Origin of the sequence: Streptococcus sp. VTCC 12905 (genome assembly GCF_049893385.1) — a bacterium.
Taxonomy (GTDB): domain Bacteria; phylum Bacillota; class Bacilli; order Lactobacillales; family Streptococcaceae; genus Streptococcus; species Streptococcus suis_AA.
The window spans coordinates 1-20,140 of the sequence record NZ_JBMVJC010000034.1 but is presented as its reverse complement, the minus strand read 5'-3'; the positions used below and the strand labels follow the sequence as shown (position 1 = coordinate 20,140).

Below are 20,140 nucleotides of genomic sequence, written 5' to 3'. Positions count from 1 at the left end.
GACATAATAAAACTCCCCTTATAGTTTCTAGTGAAAATTTTTATTTTTTCACTGTCCACTATAAGGGGAGTATATCAATAATACTTCTCGGTTTTTCTATTTAAGAAAACAAAAAAACCTTGATTTCTCAAGGTTTCCTACACGTTCTTACTCCGCCAACAGGGCTCGAACCTGTGACATCATGATTAACAGTCATGCGCTCTACCGACTGAGCTATGGCGGAAAAAATAGTCCGTACGGGATTCGAACCCGTGTTACCGCCGTGAAAAGGCGGTGTCTTAACCCCTTGACCAACGGACCATTTATTCTACAGAACAATATCATTTATTCTACAGAACAATATTTAGTATAATATAGCTCCAATCTTTTGTCAATATATTTTTACTATTTTTATCAACTTGACAGACTGAACCCTTTAATGTAAAATAAAATGGTTACTAGCGGTTCCATAGCTCAGCTGGATAGAGCATTCGCCTTCTAAGCGAACGGTCGCAGGTTCGAATCCTGCTGGAATCATTTTATCCCATCAGATTAGGTGGGATTTTTTTCTTGCCATAATTTGTAAGTCACATACATCATAGGAAGTGTAACCTCAACCAAAGCATATTCATGAAACATTCTGGACAAGATTGTAGCACAAATAACCCCAAGCATAAAGCTAATTATGGTTATAAATATATTTCGTCCTATCTTTATCAACTTCTTATTTTTTTCTATTATTCCTTTGAACCAAATAAAGGCTGCATTTTTGACATTACCAGTCATCATTACATTTGCATATGGAACACCCCTTAAAGTTCTAAATGTTTCAACTTGTATAGAAGCTACAAAAGCTAAGATAGCCATGGTATAAAATGAAGACATGACCGGTGTCAGTATAACAGCAATTAATACAAAACATAACATAATGACACTGCTACCTAAATGCCAGGGATAGTGTCTTTTTAGAAAGTAATTTTTCACCAAATAGGTAAAAAATTGCCCACATACAAAGAAGAAAATAGGAATTAGAAAATGGATGGTATTTGTAAAATTCCCTTGTCCCAATTGATTAGCTAAAAGAATAACATTTCCTGATTGAACACCTGCAAAGCGACCACCTTGAGTTAAATATGTAAAAGCATTTAGATAACCACTTATAAAAGTTAAACAACTTGCGATACGAAGTCCTTCAAAAACTCTATATTTCCTCACTCTTTGTCTCCCATGTTTCACATGAAACTATTTATGGTAAGGACTTCCCTGCTGAATCATAAAAGCCCTATAAATTTGCTCTATCAATACTAATCGCATTAATTGGTGTGGTAGGGTCAATTTTCCAAAACTCATCAATAAATTTGCCCTGTTCTTAACAACAGAATCTAATCCCAAACTTCCACCAATAACAAATGTAATATCTGAATAGCCACTAGTTGTAATAGTATCTAATTTTTTACTAAATTCCTCTGAAGGGAATTGAGTTCCTTCAATCGCCAATACAATAACAAATTCTCGATCAGAGATTTTTGACATAATGCGATCAGACTCTTTTTTCAGAATTTGTTCATTCGCTGCCTGACTAGCATTGTCTGGTGTTTTTTCATCTTGTAGTTCTATGAATTCAAGCTTCGCAAACCTTCCCAACCTCTTTGCATATTCGCTTATACCATCTTTTAAATATTTTTCTTTCAGTTTACCAACGGTTATCAATTTTATTTTCATAAAAATATTGTAACATATCCACAGGCTATTCTCAGTAGTTGATTATAAAAAATTCTCTATAAATCTGTAGTTATTCACATACTAGTAAAAGTTATCCACAGCTTGTGGATTGATTTTTGAAAAATTTATGTTATAATTAAGAAAGTAATTGTAATCTTAAAGCGAAATTGGGAAACTAGGAGAAATCTTTTAATGAAAAAATTATTGAAATTTGTTATTTTGTTTTTTGTTGGATTTTTAGGAGGAATTGGTGGGTATTACTTTGCTTCATCAACTCTGACTCAAGGAAATTCTACTTCAAATCAAGCAAATACAACCAGTGTAAGCAATGTTCAAAATAGCAACGATACTTCCACCACTCAAGCTGTGGAAAAAGTTCAAGATGCTGTTGTCTCCGTTATCAATTATCAAACTCAATCATCGAATAGCCTCAGTTCTATTTTTGGTAACATTGAAAGTTCAGATGAGCTAGCTGTTGCTGGAGAAGGTTCAGGTGTTATTTATAAAAAAGATGGTGATACAGCATATATTGTTACAAACAACCACGTAATTTCAGGTGCTGAAAAAATCGATATACTTTTGGCTTCTGGAGAAAAGCTTAGCGGAGAACTCGTAGGTGCAGATACTTATTCAGACATTGCTGTTATCAAAATTGCTGCAGATAAAGTGACCACTATTGCTGAATTTGCTAATTCAGACACAATTAAAGTTGGAGAAACTGCGATTGCAATTGGTAGCCCATTAGGAAGTGTCTATGCAAATACAGTAACCCAGGGGATTATTTCTAGTCTCAGTCGTACAGTAACTTTACAAACAGAAGATGGCCAAACAGTCTCAATAAATGCTATCCAGACTGATGCAGCCATTAACCCAGGTAACTCAGGTGGACCACTTATCAATATTCAAGGACAAGTTATCGGTATCAACTCAAGTAAAATAACCTCTAGTTCAGGAGTTGCAGTAGAAGGAATGGGCTTTGCAATTCCCTCAAATGATGTTGTACAGATTATTAATCAATTAGAAACAAATGGGAAAGTTACTCGTCCAGCTCTTGGTGTACAAATGGTCAATCTAACAGACCTATCTACTAGTCAATTAGAAAAAGCAGGATTAGCAAATACAGACTTAACATCTGGAGTACTAATTGTATCTACTCAACCAGGTTTACCAGCTGATGGAAAATTTGAACCATATGATGTCATTATTGAAATCGATGGTGAAACTATTGAAAATAAGAGTGATTTACAAAGTGAACTTTACAAGCATCAAATTGGCGACACCATAACTGTTACCTATTATAGAAATAATAAGAAAATGACTGTTGACATTAAGTTGACACATTCAACGGATGATTTGTCATAAGATAATGTTTAAATAGACTTTACACAATTGTAAAGTCTATTTATTTTTGTTAGAATAACCGTATGGAAGAACTACACTATCTCAAAATAAAAGACATTCAGGCCAATCCCTATCAACCAAGATTGCATTTTGATGAAGAAAAATTATTGGAATTAGCTCAATCTATCAAAGAAAATGGCGTCATTCAACCTATTATTGTTCGCAGATCACCGCTGATTGGTTTTGAGTTACTTGCTGGTGAAAGACGATTAAGAGCTAGTCAACTAGCGGGATTAACAGAGATTCCAGCAGTCATCAAGCAACTATCTGATGATGATTTACTCTACCAAGCTATCATAGAAAACTTACAACGCTCTGACCTCAATCCTATTGAAGAGGCTCATTCCTACGAAAAGTTGATAGAAAAAGGCTTAACACATGATGAGATTGCCCAAATCATGGGAAAATCACGACCATATATCACTAATCTTCTTCGTTTACTCCATTTATCCGAATCTACGAGGCAAGCAGTAGAAACAGGAAAAATCACACAAGGGCATGCTAGACAGCTAGTAGCACTATCAGAGAAACAACAAGCAGAATGGGTTCAAAAAATCCAAGAAAAGGATATCAGCGTACGAAAGTTAGAAACAATACTATCCTCTAAAAAGAAAAAAACAATTAGAAAATCCAACCAATTTATTTCAGAAGAAGAAGAGAAATTAGCAAAACTACTTGGAACCAAAGTAACAATCCAACAAAAGAAAAATGGATCGGGACAACTGACTATTCACTTTCAAAACATCGAAGAATTTGAAAGAATTATCAACAGTCTGAAATAGCATTGTTTATATTTTTATTCTATATACAAGGTTTTCCACAAGAAAATGTTTAAGAAATTCACTCGTATAGACTGTTTATTTGATTTATTCACATATTGTGGATAACTTTTATAAACAGTGTGGATTTTTTTAACACCTGTGGAAAACTTTTCTTTTTTATGGTAAACTATTAGGACGATAATAAAAAGAAGGGAGGATGTTATGAATCAAGAACAACGTTTTTGGCATCGTTTTTTAGAATTGGTGCAATCGAATTTTAAACCGTCTGTATATGACTTTTACGTTGCTGATGCAAAACTACTTACTATTCAACATCATACTGCCAAAATATTTCTGAATCGTGACTTCAAAAAAGAATTTTGGGAAAAGAATTTTGAAGAATTAATGGTAGCTGCAAGTTTTGAAGTATACGGTGAACCTATTACGATTCTGTACCAGTTTACTGAAGAAACTACACAATATACTCCTCAGAGTGGGGCAATACAACCAATAGAAAATAACATAGCTGAGGCTGCACCTGCTGAAATTCTTCCTACTGTTCATCCTGATATTAAACCTCAATATACATTTGAAAACTTTGTGCAAGGAGACAATAATCAATGGGCAAAAGCAGCCGCACTGGCTGTCTCTGACAATCTGGGAGGCTTGTACAATCCATTATTTATTTTTGGAGGCCCAGGACTCGGTAAGACACATATTTTGAATGCAATTGGAAATAAGGTATTAAGTGATAACCCTCACGCGCGAATTAAGTATGTCTCTTCAGAAACCTTTATCAATGACTTTTTAAAACATCTGCAATTAAACGATATGGATAGTTTTAAGAAGACCTATCGGAATCTAGATTTGCTACTCATTGATGACATTCAATCATTGAAAAATAAGGCCTCTACGCAAGAAGAGTTTTTCAATACATTTAATGCACTCCACACCAAAGATAAACAAATTGTATTGACAAGTGACAGAAACCCTGATTTCTTAGATAACATTGAAGAGCGCTTGGTAACACGTTTTAAATGGGGATTAACAAGTGAAATAACTCCGCCAGATTACGAAACGCGAATTGCGATTCTACGAAATAAATGTGATGAATCGCCCTATACATTCACCAATGAGACACTCTCTTATCTAGCAGGACAATTTGATTCCAACGTTCGTGATTTAGAAGGAGCATTGAAAGATATTAATCTTTTGGCCTCCATGCGAAATCTTTCTGAAATTACCGTTGAAGTTGCAGCAGAGGCTATTCGTTCTAGAAAACAAACAAGTCCTCAAAACCTAGTCATACCAATTGAAAAAATTCAAAATGAGGTAAGCAATTTTTACGGTGTTAGTGTAAAAGAATTGAAGGCCTCTAAACGAGTGCAACATATTGTTCACGCGCGCCAGGTGGCTATGTATCTAGCAAGAGAATTGACCGATAACTCTCTTCCAAAAATAGGAAAAGAATTTGGTAATAGAGACCATACAACTGTCATGCATGCCTACAATAAAATAAAATCTCTCTTGTTAGATGACGATAATTTAGAAATAGAGATAACTGCTATAAAAAATAAAATCCGCTAAGTTGTGGATAACTTCTATCAAAACCCGCCAAGTTATCCACAATTTGTGAACAAGTAGAAATCCTTGATTTATCTATAGTTTTTTAAGTTATCCACACTTTTCACAGAACCTACTATTACTATTAACCTTATAGATACTAAATAAAGGAGAATCCATGATTCAATTTTCAATAAATAAAACTATTTTTTTACAAGCATTGAATGTTACTAAAAGAGCTATCAGTAGTAAGAATGCTATTCCAATTCTTTCAACTGTTAAAATTTCAGTAACAAGTGAAGGAATTACTTTAACAGGTTCAAATGGACAAATTTCAATTGAACACTATATTTCCACTCAGGATGAAAATGCTGGTTTATTAATCTCTTCACCAGGTTCTATTCTTTTAGAAGCTGGATTCTTCATCAATGTTGTTTCTAGCATGCCGGATCTAGTATTAGATTTCGCTGAGATTGAACAAAAGCAAATTGTTTTAACCAGTGGAAAATCTGAAATTACTTTAAAAGGGAAAGATTCTGAGCAATATCCTCGTTTACAGGAAGTTCCTACCTCAAAACCTCTGATATTAGAAACAAGTACACTTAGACAAACCATCAATGAAACAGCCTTTGCGGCCTCTACCCAGGAAAGTCGTCCAATTTTGACCGGTGTTCACTTTGTTCTGACAGAACATAAGAATCTAAAAACAGTAGCAACAGACTCGCACCGAATGAGTCAACGTAAACTAGAATTAGACACATCAGGAGATGACTTTGATGTTGTAATCCCAAGTCGATCCCTTCGTGAATTTACAGCTGTCTTTACAGATGATATTGAGACAGTAGAAGTATTCTTCTCCAATAATCAAATTCTATTTAGAAGTGAATCAATTAGCTTCTATACTCGGCTATTAGAAGGAACATATCCAGATACTGATCGTTTGATTCCAGTAGAATATAAAACAACAGTTGTTTTTAATACTTCTTCCTTACGCCACTCTATGGAACGCGCACGCTTACTGTCAAATGCTACTCAAAATGGTACTGTAAAACTAGAGATTACCAATAGCAAAGTTTCTGCCCACGTAAATTCGCCAGAAGTTGGACGGGTGAATGAAGAATTAGACACCGTCGAAGTATTAGGTGAGGACTTAGTAATCAGCTTTAATCCAACTTATTTGATTGAAGCTTTGAAAGCTACAACTAGTGAACAAGTGAAAATTAGCTTCATTTCTTCAGTTCGACCATTTACCTTGGTGCCAAATAATGATGGTGAAGACTTTATTCAATTAATAACCCCAGTTCGCACAAACTAATATGAACAAGAACGGCCAAATAGGCCGTTTTTATGTTATACTAAAAAAATAATACTCTGTAATAATGAATGTGACTAGTGATGGGAAATAGATGACTTTATATATCTTAGCAAATCCGAATGCAGGTAGCCATACTGCCAATAGCATCGTATCAAGCATTAAGGATAATTATCCGCAATTTTCAATTATAGACTCAATCCTAGAGGGAAAAAGACAAAGCATATATGTTTTACAGAGTTCTTTTGGAACAGTTGTGAATAGCATGGATATTGGGTTTGCAGCACAAGTAATCAATAGTTCTACAGATTCAGCTTTAAAAAGAATTTTAAATAAAATTAGGTAAATTAACTTACTTATTTTTTAATATCAGAACCCTATTTTCAAAGCAATCCATTAATATATAAGTGATTCTTGATGAAAAATCCTATCCATTAGACAATCTCTTTTTTCTTTCGATAGCCAACAGTAGTTATTTTGGTGGTGGAATTATGATTTGGTCAACAGCAAGTGCTAAAAAGAAAGAAATTGATCTTGTTTACTTTGAGAATGGTTCGTTTTTTCAATGAGTTCAGTCATTGTTATCTATGGTTTTGAAAAAGCATGAATTATCACCAACTATTCGTCATCTAACTCGTTTACACGTAGTACTTAAATCAAATGAAAAACTTTTATTACAGATGGATGGAGAGATTACTACAGCAAACGAAGTAAGTTTAATCTATCAAGAAAGAAGTATGTATCTTTAAGGAGGAAGTATGTATCAATTAGGATCCTTTGTTGAAATGAAAAAGCCTCATGCTTGTGTCATCAAATCGACCGGAAAGAAGGCCAATAAGTGGGAAGTAATCCGTCTAGGAGCGGATATCAAAATCCGCTGCAGCAACTGTGACCATGTAGTGATGATGAGCCGGCATGATTTTGAGAAAAAAATGAAGAAAGTTCTGCCAAGCGAAGGCTAGTTGACAACTTGCAACCGTTGGTTGCGAACATTTCTAAAGTATTGCTAGTCAGCGACTCATGTCTAAGTTATACTAAACTTAGAAATCAGGAGGAATCTATCATGACTCAATTAGCCCAACAAATTCGAGCTTTACGCACAGCTAAGAATCTATCCCAAGATGGACTGGCAGAGAAACTCTATATTTCCCGTCAGGCTATTTCCAAATGGGAAAATGGTGAAGCAACGCCAGATATTGATAAACTGGTCCAGCTGGCAGAAATTTTTAATGTCAGTCTGGACTATCTGGTTTTAGGAAAAGAGCCTGAGAACAATACCAAGACAACAAGAGCATATCAAACAGCAGAGCAAAAAATGGATATTTGGCAATTTATTGCTGGCTATTGGTGGATAGTGCTCTCTATTTTGGGATTTTTATCTTGGTTTCTACCTCATATTTTGCCATCTATTTTTGGATGATAGAGAGCTTGTTGATTCGCAAGCTTTTTTTCAAACTTTCTGCTATAATAGTAATGATCGAATTTTTAATTGGAGAGTAATAAACATGGCTTTAACAGCAGGAATCGTAGGTTTACCTAACGTAGGTAAATCAACCTTATTTAATGCAATTACAAAGGCAGGAGCGGAAGCAGCAAACTACCCGTTCGCAACAATTGATCCGAACGTCGGTATGGTGGAAGTACCTGATGAGCGGTTACAAAAATTGACCGAACTCATTACCCCTAAAAAAACAGTGCCAACTACTTTTGAATTTACCGATATTGCTGGTATCGTCAAAGGTGCTTCAAAAGGTGAAGGGCTTGGAAATAAATTCTTGGCCAATATCCGTGAGGTGGATGCCATCGTTCACGTTGTTCGTGCTTTTGATGATGAAAATGTCATGCGTGAACAAGGCCGTGAAGATGCATTTGTGGATCCAATCGCAGATATTGATACCATTAACCTAGAATTGATTTTGGCGGACCTAGAGAGCATCAACAAGCGTTATGCGCGTGTTGAAAAAATGGCCCGTACTCAAAAAGACAAGGATTCTATAGCAGAATTTACGGTTCTTGAAAAAATTAAGCCAGTTTTAGAAGATGGAAAATCTGCCCGTACCGTATCATTTACTGATGAGGAACAAGAGATTGTGAAACAGTTGTTCCTTTTGACTACTAAGCCAGTACTCTACGTAGCCAATGTTGATGAGGATAAGGTAGCTAATCCAGACACTATCGCATATGTCCAACAAATTCGTGATTTTGCTGCGACAGAAAATGCAGAAGTGGTGGTGATTTCTGCGCGTGCAGAAGAAGAAATTTCAGAACTAGATGATGAAGACAAGGGTGAGTTTTTGGAAGCTCTTGGTTTAACAGAATCTGGCGTGGACAAATTAACCCGTGCAGCCTACCACTTACTTGGATTAGGTACTTACTTTACAGCAGGAGAGAAGGAAGTACGTGCATGGACTTTCAAACGGGGGATTAAAGCACCTCAAGCTGCAGGTATTATTCACTCAGACTTTGAAAAAGGCTTTATCAGAGCAGTAACCATGTCCTACGATGATTTAATCAAGTATGGTAGCGAAAAGGCTGTAAAGGAAGCTGGACGTCTTCGTGAAGAAGGAAAAGATTATATCGTTCAAGATGGTGATATCATGGAGTTCCGTTTTAATGTCTGATAGCCAACAATTCCCATTCTCTAATGCTGTATTTACAAAGTGCTTAGGTAGAGGAATCGATATAAAAAGAGTTCGTAGAATAATAGGACTAGTATTCGGTTGGGAAGTATTTTCCAGCCTTTTGGTATTTCTAATTGTTTAGTTTGTTTTTAGCACTAGGCATCGAACTATTTGCAGTACTAGAGTACAGCAAAGTGAGTGGGAAAGAACTTGACCAGGTCAAAAAGAGTACCCCATCACTTCCAAATATGTAGGTTCGGGCTTCTATGGTCACCTTCTAATTTTACAGTGACCAGCTGAAACAGTTTCCCAAACGAGCCTCGCTTTTATTTTTTTAGCTCGGGTTAAAACAGTCACTTCCCTGACTGTTTTAATCCACCCCACTGGACTATTTTGACACAAACTTCGTTTGTTTTATTTCCTACCTCTAACAATCTCCCAGATTGTTAGAGCAATCAACCACTGCGCTGAGATGTTGACACGAACTCTGAGAAGTTGTCCTGGGCTTGAGCCTAGCCTCATCTGGAAATAAGGAAACGGTTCAATGAAGTAATAAAAGATAAACTAAATGACAATAAGGAGGATAAATGACACGATTGATTATTGGTCTAGGGAATCCAGGAGACCGTTATTTTGAAACCAAGCATAATGTTGGTTTTATGCTTATTGATAAAATTGCTAAGCGTGAAAATGTAACCTTTACCCACGATAAGATTTTTCAAGCTGATATTGCAACAACTTTCATAGATGGAGAAAAAATCTTTTTAGTTAAACCAACTACGTTTATGAATGAGTCAGGAAAAGCTGTCCATGCTCTGATGACCTACTATGGTTTAAACGAAAAAGATATTTTAGTTGCATACGATGATTTAGATATGGCTGTTGGGAAAATTCGTTTTCGCCAAAAAGGTTCTTCTGGCGGCCATAATGGAATAAAATCTATCGTTAAATATATTGGAACACAAGAATTCGATCGGATTAAAATTGGAATTGGTCGCCCTAAAGGGAAGATGAGTGTTGTCAATCATGTCTTATCAGGATTTGATGCAGAGGATCGCATTGAAATTGATTTAGCACTAGATAAACTTTACAGTGCTGTCAAGTTTTATTTAGAAGAAGATGATTTTGAAGCAATTATGAGAAAGTTTAACGGATAATGAATATATTAGATATTCTTCACAAGAATAAGCAAATCCACCAATGGCAGTCGGGATTGAATAAATCAACTAGGCAATTGCTGTTAGGGCTTTCTGGAACGAGTAAATCTTTAGTCATGGCTACTGCTTATGATTGTCTAGCAGAGAAAATAATGATAGTGACTGCTAGTCAGAATGAAGCTGAAAAGCTAGTAGCAGATTTAACAGCGATAATTGGCAGTGAGAATGTTTACAACTTCTTTACAGACGATAGTCCGATTGCAGAGTTTATATTTGCCTCAAAAGAACGAATCCAGTCAAGAATTGATAGCTTGAATTTTTTGACTGACACCACTCGGTCAGGTATTATTGTTGTCAGTATGGCAGCTTGTAGGGTTTTATTGCCAAATCCAGTAACCTATAAAAATGCGAAGATTCAAATTGAAATAGGTCAAGAATTTGAAGTTGACACTCTTGTAAAGAAACTAGTTAATATTGGTTATAAGAAAGTGTCTCGTGTCTTAACACAGGGAGAATTTAGCCAACGTGGTGATATACTAGATATTTTTGATATGCAAGCAGACTCACCATATCGCTTGGAATTTTTTGGAGACGAGATTGATGGTATTCGAATTTTTGATGTGGATAGTCAAAAATCTTTAGAAAATCTAGATAAAGTCATCATTTCTCCTGCTTCAGATATCCTTTTGTCTTCGGAAGATTTTAAGCGAGCGAGACAAAAAATTCAAATAGCCATTGAACATTCAAGTATAGAAGATCAGCAGTCTTATTTACGCGAAGTATTAGCAGATATGCAAGCGGAGTATAGACATCCAGACTTGCGTAAATTCTTGTCTTTTTTATATGAAAAATCATGGACCTTATTGGACTATCTACCTAAGAGTTCTCCTGTATTTTTAGATGATTTTCATAAAATTGCTGACAAACAAGCACAGTTTGAAAAAGAGGTTGCTGAATTATTGACAGATGATTTACAAAATAGTAAATCCGTGTCAAGTCTTAAGTATTTTGCATCAACGTATTCAGAATTAAGAAAATATAAACCTGCTACCTTCTTTTCGAGTTTTCAAAAGGGGTTGGGAAATGTAAAATTCGATGCACTTTATCAATTTACACAATACCCTATGCAAGAATTCTTCCACCAAATTCCACTTTTAAAGGAAGAATTGACTCGGTATGCTAAGTCAAAGAATACGGTCATTATTCAAGCAAGTTCTGAATCAAGTTTACATACTTTACAAAAATCTTTACAAGAGTATAATATCCAACTACCATCTTATCCATCAGATAAGTTGGTAGAAGGTCAACAACAAGTTACTATTGGCCAATTTACAGCTGGGTTTCATCTGATGGATGAAAAGCTTGTTTTGATTACTGAAAAAGAGATTTTTAATAAAAAAATTAAGCGTAAGGTTCGAAAAACGAATATTTCTAATGCTGAGCGCATAAAGGACTATAGTGAGCTAGCTGTTGGTGACTATGTAGTTCACCATGTTCACGGTATTGGTCAGTATTTAGGAATTGAAACCATCGAAATTTCAGGAATTCATCGTGATTATCTGACTGTCCAATATCAAAATGCAGATCGAATTTCCATTCCAGTCGAACAAATAGATCTTCTCTCCAAATACTTAGCATCTGATGGAAAAGCTCCAAAAGTTAATAAATTAAATGATGGTCGTTTCCAGCGAACAAAACAAAAAGTTCAAAAACAAGTAGAAGATATAGCAGATGATTTAATTAAACTATATGCTGAGCGTAGCCAACTAAAAGGCTTTGCCTTTTCACCAGATGATGAGAATCAGGTTGAGTTTGACAACTACTTTACACATGTGGAAACCGACGACCAACTTCGTTCCATTGATGAAATTAAGAAGGACATGGAAAAAGACTCTCCAATGGATCGTTTATTAGTAGGAGATGTTGGTTTTGGTAAAACAGAAGTAGCTATGCGTGCTGCCTTTAAAGCTGTCAATGATGGCAAACAGGTTGCTGTTCTTGTACCAACGACTGTTCTGGCCCAACAACATTATGTGACTTTCCAAGAACGATTTGCAGAATTTCCTGTAAATGTGGATGTTATGAGTCGTTTTAAAACAAAGGCAGAGCAGGAAAAAACACTTGAGAAGTTGAAAAAAGGACAAATTGATATCCTGATTGGGACCCATCGTCTTCTATCAAAAGATGTTATTTTTGCAGATTTAGGTTTACTGGTCATTGATGAAGAGCAACGGTTCGGTGTTAAACATAAAGAACGGTTGAAAGAATTGAAAAAGAAAATTGATGTCTTAACATTGACTGCTACCCCAATTCCTCGTACTCTACAAATGTCTATGCTAGGGATAAGAGACTTATCGGTAATTGAGACTCCACCGACCAATCGGTATCCTGTTCAGACATATGTGATGGAAACAAATCCATCTGTAATTCGAGATGCAGTTCTACGAGAAATTGATCGTGGAGGTCAGGTTTACTATCTTTACAATAAAGTTGACACCATTGAACAGAAAGTATCTGAATTAAAAGAATTAGTTCCAGAAGCTACTATAGGATATGTTCATGGTCAAATGTCAGAGATCCAATTAGAAAATACTCTCTATGCCTTTGTAGAGGGTGAGTATGATATTATAGTGACCACAACAATCATCGAAACAGGTGTTGATATTCCAAATGCTAATACACTGTTTATTGAGAATGCAGATCACATGGGACTGTCAACTCTTTATCAACTTAGAGGACGTGTTGGCCGTTCCAGTCGGATTGCCTATGCCTATCTCATGTACCGTCCAGACAAGTCCTTGACAGAAGTAGCTGAAAAACGTTTGGAGGCAATCAAGGGCTTTACAGAACTAGGATCAGGTTTCAAGATTGCTATGCAGGATTTGTCTATTCGTGGTGCAGGTAATATTTTAGGTGCTGCCCAGTCAGGATTTATTGATTCTGTAGGCTATGAACTATATTCACAATTGCTAGAACAGGCTATTTTAGAAAAACAAGGCAAGGCGGCTCAGCGTCAGAAAAGCAACTCTGAGATTAACCTACAGATTGATGCTTATCTACCAAGTGACTACATTGCTGACCAACGGCAAAAAATCGAAATTTACAAACGCATCAAGAGCATTGACAGTCGTGTAAACTATCAAGAATTACAAGAAGAATTGATAGACCGTTTTGGTGAATATCCAGATGTTGTTGCATACTTACTTGAAATTGGACTTCTTAAATCTTACCTGGACCAGGTCTTTTGTTGTACGGTTTTAAAACGACAACATCAGGTGATTATCACATTTGAACCGATGGCAGGTCAAATTTTTCTAACGCAAGATTATTTCGAAGCACTTTCTTCCACTAATTTAAAAGCTCAGATAACAGAAAATAGAGGAAAGTTGGAAATTATTTTTAATGTTCAACAGAAAAAAGAATATGAGATTTTAGGAGAAATGATTTGTTTTGCTGAAAAGTTGCAAGAAATAAAGGCTAGAAAGGCAGAATAAATTTCTCAATTGATCGAAAAAATGGTAGAATATTTACTTGAGGTAAAGGTATGAGACTAGATAAATATTTAAAAGTTTCTCGCATTATCAAGCGTCGAACAGTTGCAAAAGAAGTAGCTGATAAGGGAAGAATAAAAGTCAATGGCATTTTAGCAAAATCTTCAACAGATTTGAAAATGAATGATCAGATTGAAATCCAATTCGGCAATAAACTACTCACTGTTAAAGTACTTGAAATGAAAGATTCTACAAAAAAAGAAGATGCACTGAAAATGTATGAAATAATCAGTGAAAAAAGGATAGAAACAGATGAAAAAATCTAACATCCTCCAACTGAATAATTCGTTTATTCAGTCAGAACGCCAAAAAAATCAACATTTTCACGAAGAACGACAACGAAAAAATCGTTTTATGGGAGCCATACTTGTTTTAGTCATTTTTTTGTTTATATTGCCTACTTACAACTTAGTTCAAAGCTATGGTAAGTTGCAAGAAAATGAAAAGAAATTGGTTGAATTAGAAACACGGTATGAAGAATTAGTCGATGTTGAAAAGCAAGAATCTCAATTGGTAACCAAATTAAAAGATGAAGATTATGCTACCAAATATGTTCGAGCAAAATATCAATACTCTAAAGAAGGGGAATTTGTCTACAATATTCCAGGGTTACCGAATGACTGAGTCTATTTTACAAATTGTGGAGCAATTTTTACAGCATTCTGACGAAAAATTAGAAGAATTATCGAAAAAAAATAGGGAACTGAAGCTAGAAGAAAAGGAAGCATAGAATAGAGAGGAAAGGAGGGAATATGCAGAAAAAACTGATCGTATGGTTGTTACCAATTTTATTTGGATGGCAAGTGGTTGATAGTACTGAAATACCGTTTGAACTCACAGCGCAAGAAGAATATGAATTAACGCAAACTGTTTATGATCAGTATTTTCAAACAATCCCTCAAAATCCAAATGTTTTTCAAACTGAAAGTATCTATTCTGATGTAAACTTGACTCAGGTAAGTGGACAAATAAAACCAAATCAAGATTTTTCTATCACAGGTGTAGCAATCAATGAAAGGAAAGAGTTAGTGTATCAATTAGATAATACTCACTATATTCTTGCAAGTAAACAGCTACTCTTTGATGATACGATTGTGACCGAATCCACTGTAGAACAAACTTATTGGCTTAAACAAGGATTTACTGTATTGTCTTCCCCAATTTCTAATCAAGCAAAGGAATTGAAAACAGACTTGCGGGCCTATCAAGCAATTACCATTTCTAAAATTGCGACAACTGCCATTGGAGACTTTGCCTATATCAGTGATAAAGGCTGGATTTCACTAAAAGATTTATCAGAAAAAGACAATAGAATGGAAGCTGTTCAAGCATTACTGAGTAGCAACTATTCAAAAAATAATATAGGAATTTATGTAAAAGATTTAACAACTGAAACGGAAGCAGGTGTCAATCAAGACAAGATATTTTATTCTGCAAGTATTGCTAAGCTCCCTATTTTATACTATGTCCAAGAGCAACTGAATGCTGGTCAAGTTGCTTTGAACACTACAGTCAAATATACAGCAGAATCAATCTCATTTAATGGGGCATATAAAGTCTCTGGTAGTGGTTCCTTATCAAAAATACCCGATAACAAAGACTACACCATTGAGGAATTAATCAATAAAACAGCTAAAGAGTCAGATAATGTTGCAAGTAATTTACTTTCATATTATATAGCAAATAAATTTGATGATGATTTTTTTCAAGTGACGACTGCTGTTACAGGTAGTAAATGGGATATGGTTTCACGTGAAACATCAGCTCAAGTTGCAGGAAAAATGATGGAAGCCTTATATGAACAAAATGGCTATGTCATAGAAAGTTTATTATCTACCCAATTTGATAACCAACGCATTTCAAAAGATATTCCAGTTCCAGTTGCTCATAAGATTGGTGATGCAGATGATGTGAAACATGATGTGGCAATTGTATATGCAGAATCTCCTTTTGTTTTATCCATCTTTACGGATAAATCAAGCTATGATGAGATTACTCAAATCGCAAATGATATTTATGGTATATTAAAATAAATGAAAAAAAATTTTTTAAAAGTGACACAGGAAGGTCACTTTTTTGATAAACACAAGAAAGTATTAGTGGCCGTATCAGGTGGTTTAGATTCTATGAATCTATTTCATCTCTTGTACGAATACAGTAAAGAATTAGGAATTGAACTTGGACTTGCCCATGTCAACCATGGACAAAGAGAGGAATCTGTTACTGAGGAAAAATATCTCAAACAGTTAGCAAAAGATTGTGAAGTACCTTTCTATTTATCCCGCTTTGAAGGAATATTTTCAGAAGAAGCAGCACGTAAATGGCGCTATACATTTTTTGCTGAAGTTATGGAGAAAGAGGGATACACTGCTCTAGTCACAGCCCATCATGCTGATGATCAAGCTGAGACGGTGTTGATGCGTTTGATAAGAGGGAGTCGACTGCGCCACCTATCTGCCATTAAGTCTATTCAACCCTTTGCCTCAGGTGAGCTTATACGACCACTACTATCTTTCCATAAAACCGAGTTTGAAGACTTATTTCACTTTGAAGATAGTAGTAATACAGATTTGGGATATTTTCGAAATAGAGTCAGAAATAACTACATTCCACAGTTTAAACAAGAAAATCCTAAAATTGATGTGGCACTCAATCATCTAGCAGATGATACCAATTACATCTATCAAGCATTACGAGACTTAACAAAGGATATATCAACAACTGACTTGGTAAGTTTTCAACAACAGACACCTGCGGTTCAACGCGTCTTAGTTGAAGAGTATTTAGATACTTTTCCTGATTTACAACTCTCTCGTTCTCAGTTCGAGCAATTGATACATATATTACAATCGAATAAGAACTATTATCATATATTAAAAAATGACTATGTACTAGAGAAAAACTATCAGAATTTTCGTATCTATAAAATAGGACCAGAGACGTATAGCCAACAGAAAAAAATCGTGATAAAATCAGAAGGTATTTTTTCATATGATTCTTATATTTTTTCTCTGAACTACCCCTTAAAAGATGCGGATTGGGTAATTTATTTTCCAACAGATGAACCAATTTTATTAAGAGGAAGACAAGCAGGAGATACTATCCTAGTAAATGGTATCACTAAAAAAATCCGTCGCTGGTTTATTGACCATAAAATTCCACAAAAAATTAGACAAGAGGCTATTATCATCGAACAATCGGATAAAATATACGGAATTGTAAAACTAGTGACTAGTGATTTGAGTAAATTTGCAAAGAATGATATAATTAAGGCTACCTTATATATAAAAATGAAAGAGTAGAACAACTATGTTGGACAAAGATATAAAGAAAATTCTTGTTTCAGAAGAAGAGATATTCGAAAAAAGTAAAGAACTCGGACAAATTATTGCGAAAGAATATGCTGATAAGAAGCCACTTCTCGTTGGTATTTTGAAAGGTTCTATTCCTTTTATGGCAGAACTTATCAAACATATTGATGCCCATATTGAAACAGACTATATGGTTGTTTCAAGTTACCATGGTGGTACTGAAAGTAGTGGGACAGTTAAAATTATCAAAGACTTAGACAATAGTGTTGCTGGGCGTCATATTATTTTTGTAGAAGATATCATTGATACTGGTCGCACACTGAAAGAATTAAAAGAACTCTTTGCGTTGCGACAAGCTGCATCAATTAAAATTGCTACACTTCTAGATAAACCTGAAGGTCGTGTTGTTGAAATAGAACCAGACTATACTTGTTTCACCATTCCAAATGAATTTGTAGTAGGGTTTGGATTAGATTATGACGAAAATTACCGTAACCTTCCTTATGTTGGTGTACTCAAAGAGGAAGTTTATACAAAATAGAAAAAGGTTTCTTATAATATTATGAACAATCAACCAAATAAAGGATTTATAAAAAATCCTTTTCTCATTATTCTCGTTATAGCGACCTTGGTTACAGCTTTTCAATTTTTTAATGCTGATCAACAGGTTGCAACACAAGAAATTAGCTATTCACAAGTCATTACGGAATTAAAAAATGACAATGTATCTGAAATTACATATCAACCTGATTCAAGTGTCATCGAAATAACAGGTACATATAAAGAAGAACAAGAAGCTAATGATGAACTCGCATCTTCTATCAAATTATTCCAAGTCTCTAGTACAATCAAATATAAAAACTTTAAGGCTCTAATACTTCCATCTGAAACAAGTTTGTCAGAATTACAAACACTTGCGGATGAACATGGTGTTAAAGTTACAGTTAAACCAGAGAGTACAAATGGCTTATGGTTTAGTATCTTGTTAAATCTTGTTCCACTCATTATTTTTGGTGTATTTATCATGATGATGATGAACCAAGGTGGCGGTGGAGCACGCGGAGCAATGAACTTTGGTCGAAACAAAGCTAAAGCTCTTGAACAAAGCAATATAAAAGTACGTTTCTCAGACGTCGCAGGTGCAGAAGAAGAAAAACAAGAACTGGTAGAAGTTGTTGAATTCTTGAAAGATCCTAAACGTTTCACGAAATTAGGTGCTCGTATTCCAGCCGGCGTCCTTTTAGAGGGCCCTCCGGGAACAGGTAAAACACTACTTGCTAAAGCTGTGGCTGGTGAAGCCGGTGTACCATTCTTTTCTATTTCAGGTTCTGATTTTGTTGAAATGTTTGTTGGTGTTGGTGCTAGTCGTGTACGTTCACTTTTTGAAGATGCTAAAAAAGTAGCCCCAGCCATTATTTTCATCGATGAAATTGATGCCGTTGGTCGCCAACGTGGCGTCGGCATGGGTGGCGGTAATGATGAACGCGAACAAACTCTTAACCAACTCTTGATTGAAATGGATGGTTTTGAAGGAAACGAAGGAATTATTGTTATTGCTGCAACAAACCGTAGTGATGTACTTGATCCAGCTTTGCTTCGTCCAGGGCGTTTTGACCGTAAAGTATTGGTTGGCCGTCCAGATGTTAAAGGTCGCGAAGCTATTCTTAAGGTTCATGCTAAAAATAAACCACTTGCAGCAGACGTTGATTTAAAATTAGTAGCACAACAAACACCAGGTTTTGTTGGAGCTGATTTAGAGAATGTTCTAAACGAAGCGGCACTTGTCGCAGCTCGACGAAATAAAACGATTATTGATGCATCTGATATTGATGAAGCAGAAGATCGTGTCATTGCAGGTCCATCTAAGAAAGATCGTAAGGTGTCTGCTAAAGAACGTGAAATAGTTGCCTACCATGAAGCGGGACACACAATTGTAGGTCTTGTTTTATCAAACGCTCGTGTGGTACATAAAGTAACTATCGTCCCACGTGGTCGTGCAGGAGGTTACATGATTGCACTACCTAAGGAAGACCAAATGCTTCTTTCAAAAGATGATATGAAAGAACAATTGGCAGGCCTTATGGGTGGACGTGTAGCAGAAGAAATTATCTTCAATACACAGACCACAGGAGCGTCAAACGACTTCGAACAAGCAACGCAGATGGCGCGTGCAATGGTTGCAGAGTATGGTATGAGTGAAAAAATGGGTCCAATGCAGTATGAAGGGAACCATTCAATGTTTGGTGGTCAAACGACTCAGAAATATATTTCAGAACAGACTGCTTATGAATTAGATAATGAAGTCAGAGACTTATTAAATGAAGCTCGAAACAAAGCAGCAGATATTATCCAGTCAAACCGTGAAAAGCATAAACTCATCGCTGAGGCATTGCTCAAATATGAAACACTTGATAGTGTCCAAATAAAATCACTCTATGAAACAGGAAAAATGCCTGAGCATACTGAACATGGTGAGGACGATGTCCATCCACTTTCATACGATGAGATAAAAAATAAAATGAATGATCAGTAATAAAATAATTCAAAATATAAATGATTATTCAAAATAGATTTCCATAGCGCTCGTGATTAAGAGCGCTATGTTTGTTATTTAGGGAAATATACAAAGAAACTTCTCTTAGATATTAGTACAAAAATAAATGAAAATACAGTTGAAAATATAGTATCCCAAATTTCAAGTTGAAATTAGCCACCCATAAGAAATTCACTCGGCGACTTGTAGTCCAAGCATTTTTTAGGGT

19 protein-coding genes and 3 tRNA genes are annotated in these 20,140 nt (G+C 35.5%); 18 read left to right on the top strand and 4 right to left on the bottom strand.

What is annotated here, in order from left to right; genetic code table 11:
• Positions 1-150: 150 nt before the first annotated feature.
• Positions 151-223: transfer RNA gene (locus ACPC58_RS10045), tRNA-Asn, on the bottom strand.
• Positions 224-228: 5 nt separating this feature from the next.
• Positions 229-300 (bottom strand) — tRNA-Glu (locus ACPC58_RS10040).
• Positions 301-442: 142 nt separating this feature from the next.
• On the opposite strand from ACPC58_RS10040, the gene ACPC58_RS10035 reads away from it, so the two are divergent.
• A tRNA-Arg gene (locus ACPC58_RS10035) sits at positions 443-516 on the top strand.
• A gap of 15 nt (positions 517-531) precedes the next feature.
• Here the strand turns inward: ACPC58_RS10035 and ACPC58_RS10030 are convergent.
• Together ACPC58_RS10030 and rlmH are read right to left on the bottom strand one after the other, a co-directional pair.
• Positions 532-1,194, bottom strand: a complete 663-nt coding sequence (locus ACPC58_RS10030; protein WP_434065932.1) for a YoaK family protein — start codon at positions 1,192-1,194, stop codon at positions 532-534.
• A 27-nt stretch (positions 1,195-1,221) separates the two neighbouring features.
• Positions 1,222-1,701: a 23S rRNA (pseudouridine(1915)-N(3))-methyltransferase RlmH gene (gene rlmH / locus ACPC58_RS10025; protein ID WP_130554909.1), complete on the bottom strand. Its 480-nt coding sequence runs from the start codon at positions 1,699-1,701 to the stop codon at positions 1,222-1,224.
• 192 nt (positions 1,702-1,893) lie between these two features.
• Here rlmH and ACPC58_RS10020 point away from each other — a divergent pair, with 192 nt between their 5' ends.
• The 17 genes from ACPC58_RS10020 (at position 1,894) to ftsH (ending at position 19,911) form a co-directional block, all read left to right on the top strand.
• Positions 1,894-3,063, top strand: coding sequence for a S1C family serine protease (locus ACPC58_RS10020; RefSeq protein WP_434065931.1), 1,170 nt, complete (start codon positions 1,894-1,896; stop codon positions 3,061-3,063).
• 62 nt (positions 3,064-3,125) lie between these two features.
• Positions 3,126-3,884 carry a ParB/RepB/Spo0J family partition protein gene (locus ACPC58_RS10015; protein ID WP_434065930.1) on the top strand — a complete coding sequence of 253 codons (759 nt, stop codon included), beginning with the start codon at positions 3,126-3,128 and terminating at the stop codon, positions 3,882-3,884.
• Between the two features lie 201 nt (positions 3,885-4,085).
• Positions 4,086-5,450, top strand: a complete 1,365-nt coding sequence (gene dnaA / locus ACPC58_RS10010) for a chromosomal replication initiator protein DnaA (RefSeq protein WP_434065929.1) — start codon at positions 4,086-4,088, stop codon at positions 5,448-5,450.
• 154 nt (positions 5,451-5,604) lie between these two features.
• Entirely contained in the window at positions 5,605-6,741 is a 1,137-nt protein-coding gene (dnaN, locus tag ACPC58_RS10005; RefSeq protein WP_217374447.1) for a DNA polymerase III subunit beta, read from the top strand.
• A gap of 91 nt (positions 6,742-6,832) precedes the next feature.
• Positions 6,833-7,084, top strand: a complete 252-nt coding sequence (locus ACPC58_RS10000) for a hypothetical protein (RefSeq protein WP_254451614.1) — start codon at positions 6,833-6,835, stop codon at positions 7,082-7,084.
• Between the two features lie 412 nt (positions 7,085-7,496).
• Positions 7,497-7,700 carry a DUF951 domain-containing protein gene (locus ACPC58_RS09995; RefSeq protein WP_024404576.1) on the top strand — a complete coding sequence of 68 codons (204 nt, stop codon included), beginning with the start codon at positions 7,497-7,499 and terminating at the stop codon, positions 7,698-7,700.
• 101 nt (positions 7,701-7,801) lie between these two features.
• Positions 7,802-8,158 carry a helix-turn-helix domain-containing protein gene (locus ACPC58_RS09990; RefSeq protein WP_174846273.1) on the top strand — a complete coding sequence of 119 codons (357 nt, stop codon included), beginning with the start codon at positions 7,802-7,804 and terminating at the stop codon, positions 8,156-8,158.
• Positions 8,159-8,243: 85 nt separating this feature from the next.
• Complete coding sequence (gene ychF, locus ACPC58_RS09985) at positions 8,244-9,359, top strand: redox-regulated ATPase YchF (protein ID WP_217374450.1); 1,116 nt, start codon at positions 8,244-8,246, stop codon at positions 9,357-9,359.
• 587 nt (positions 9,360-9,946) lie between these two features.
• Positions 9,947-10,516 (top strand): aminoacyl-tRNA hydrolase, encoded by a 570-nt coding sequence (pth, locus tag ACPC58_RS09980; RefSeq protein WP_217374451.1) that lies wholly within the window; start codon positions 9,947-9,949, stop codon positions 10,514-10,516.
• Positions 10,516-14,010, top strand: coding sequence for a transcription-repair coupling factor (gene mfd / locus ACPC58_RS09975; RefSeq protein WP_434065928.1), 3,495 nt, complete (start codon positions 10,516-10,518; stop codon positions 14,008-14,010). The genes pth and mfd overlap by 1 nt, the downstream gene beginning before the upstream one ends.
• 50 nt (positions 14,011-14,060) lie before the next feature.
• Positions 14,061-14,333, top strand: a complete 273-nt coding sequence (locus ACPC58_RS09970) for an RNA-binding S4 domain-containing protein (RefSeq protein ID WP_130555441.1) — start codon at positions 14,061-14,063, stop codon at positions 14,331-14,333.
• Positions 14,320-14,691 (top strand): FtsB family cell division protein, encoded by a 372-nt coding sequence (locus ACPC58_RS09965; protein WP_130555442.1) that lies wholly within the window; start codon positions 14,320-14,322, stop codon positions 14,689-14,691. The genes ACPC58_RS09970 and ACPC58_RS09965 overlap by 14 nt, the downstream gene beginning before the upstream one ends.
• Entirely contained in the window at positions 14,684-14,797 is a 114-nt protein-coding gene (locus tag ACPC58_RS09960; RefSeq protein WP_130555443.1) for an SP_0009 family protein, read from the top strand. The genes ACPC58_RS09965 and ACPC58_RS09960 overlap by 8 nt, the downstream gene beginning before the upstream one ends.
• Before the next feature lie 22 nt (positions 14,798-14,819).
• The gene (locus ACPC58_RS09955; RefSeq protein WP_217374453.1) at positions 14,820-16,100 is read left to right on the top strand and encodes a serine hydrolase; all 1,281 of its coding nucleotides are present in this window, start codon (positions 14,820-14,822) and stop codon (positions 16,098-16,100) included.
• Positions 16,101-17,369 (top strand): tRNA lysidine(34) synthetase TilS, encoded by a 1,269-nt coding sequence (tilS, locus tag ACPC58_RS09950; protein ID WP_217374454.1) that lies wholly within the window; start codon positions 16,101-16,103, stop codon positions 17,367-17,369.
• Positions 17,370-17,376: 7 nt separating this feature from the next.
• Positions 17,377-17,919, top strand: coding sequence for a hypoxanthine phosphoribosyltransferase (hpt, locus tag ACPC58_RS09945; RefSeq protein ID WP_130555446.1), 543 nt, complete (start codon positions 17,377-17,379; stop codon positions 17,917-17,919).
• Between the two features lie 21 nt (positions 17,920-17,940).
• On the top strand, positions 17,941-19,911 hold the full coding sequence (ftsH, locus tag ACPC58_RS09940; protein WP_277837642.1) for an ATP-dependent zinc metalloprotease FtsH: 1,971 nt from the start codon (positions 17,941-17,943) through the stop codon (positions 19,909-19,911).
• Positions 19,912-20,140: the final 229 nt, after the last annotated feature.

Coding starts and splice junctions, on each gene's coding strand:
- rlmH (WP_130554909.1), bottom strand. CDS start 1,701: ATGAAAATAAAATTGATAACCGTTGGTAAACTGAAAGAAAAATATTTA.
- ACPC58_RS10020 (WP_434065931.1), top strand. CDS start 1,894: ATGAAAAAATTATTGAAATTTGTTATTTTGTTTTTTGTTGGATTTTTA.
- ACPC58_RS10015 (WP_434065930.1), top strand. CDS start 3,126: ATGGAAGAACTACACTATCTCAAAATAAAAGACATTCAGGCCAATCCC.
- dnaA (WP_434065929.1), top strand. CDS start 4,086: ATGAATCAAGAACAACGTTTTTGGCATCGTTTTTTAGAATTGGTGCAA.
- dnaN (WP_217374447.1), top strand. CDS start 5,605: ATGATTCAATTTTCAATAAATAAAACTATTTTTTTACAAGCATTGAAT.
- ACPC58_RS10000 (WP_254451614.1), top strand. CDS start 6,833: ATGACTTTATATATCTTAGCAAATCCGAATGCAGGTAGCCATACTGCC.
- ACPC58_RS09995 (WP_024404576.1), top strand. CDS start 7,497: ATGTATCAATTAGGATCCTTTGTTGAAATGAAAAAGCCTCATGCTTGT.
- ACPC58_RS09990 (WP_174846273.1), top strand. CDS start 7,802: ATGACTCAATTAGCCCAACAAATTCGAGCTTTACGCACAGCTAAGAAT.
- ychF (WP_217374450.1), top strand. CDS start 8,244: ATGGCTTTAACAGCAGGAATCGTAGGTTTACCTAACGTAGGTAAATCA.
- pth (WP_217374451.1), top strand. CDS start 9,947: ATGACACGATTGATTATTGGTCTAGGGAATCCAGGAGACCGTTATTTT.
- mfd (WP_434065928.1), top strand. CDS start 10,516: ATGAATATATTAGATATTCTTCACAAGAATAAGCAAATCCACCAATGG.
- ACPC58_RS09970 (WP_130555441.1), top strand. CDS start 14,061: ATGAGACTAGATAAATATTTAAAAGTTTCTCGCATTATCAAGCGTCGA.
- ACPC58_RS09965 (WP_130555442.1), top strand. CDS start 14,320: ATGAAAAAATCTAACATCCTCCAACTGAATAATTCGTTTATTCAGTCA.
- ACPC58_RS09960 (WP_130555443.1), top strand. CDS start 14,684: ATGACTGAGTCTATTTTACAAATTGTGGAGCAATTTTTACAGCATTCT.
- ACPC58_RS09955 (WP_217374453.1), top strand. CDS start 14,820: ATGCAGAAAAAACTGATCGTATGGTTGTTACCAATTTTATTTGGATGG.
- tilS (WP_217374454.1), top strand. CDS start 16,101: ATGAAAAAAAATTTTTTAAAAGTGACACAGGAAGGTCACTTTTTTGAT.
- hpt (WP_130555446.1), top strand. CDS start 17,377: ATGTTGGACAAAGATATAAAGAAAATTCTTGTTTCAGAAGAAGAGATA.
- ftsH (WP_277837642.1), top strand. CDS start 17,941: ATGAACAATCAACCAAATAAAGGATTTATAAAAAATCCTTTTCTCATT.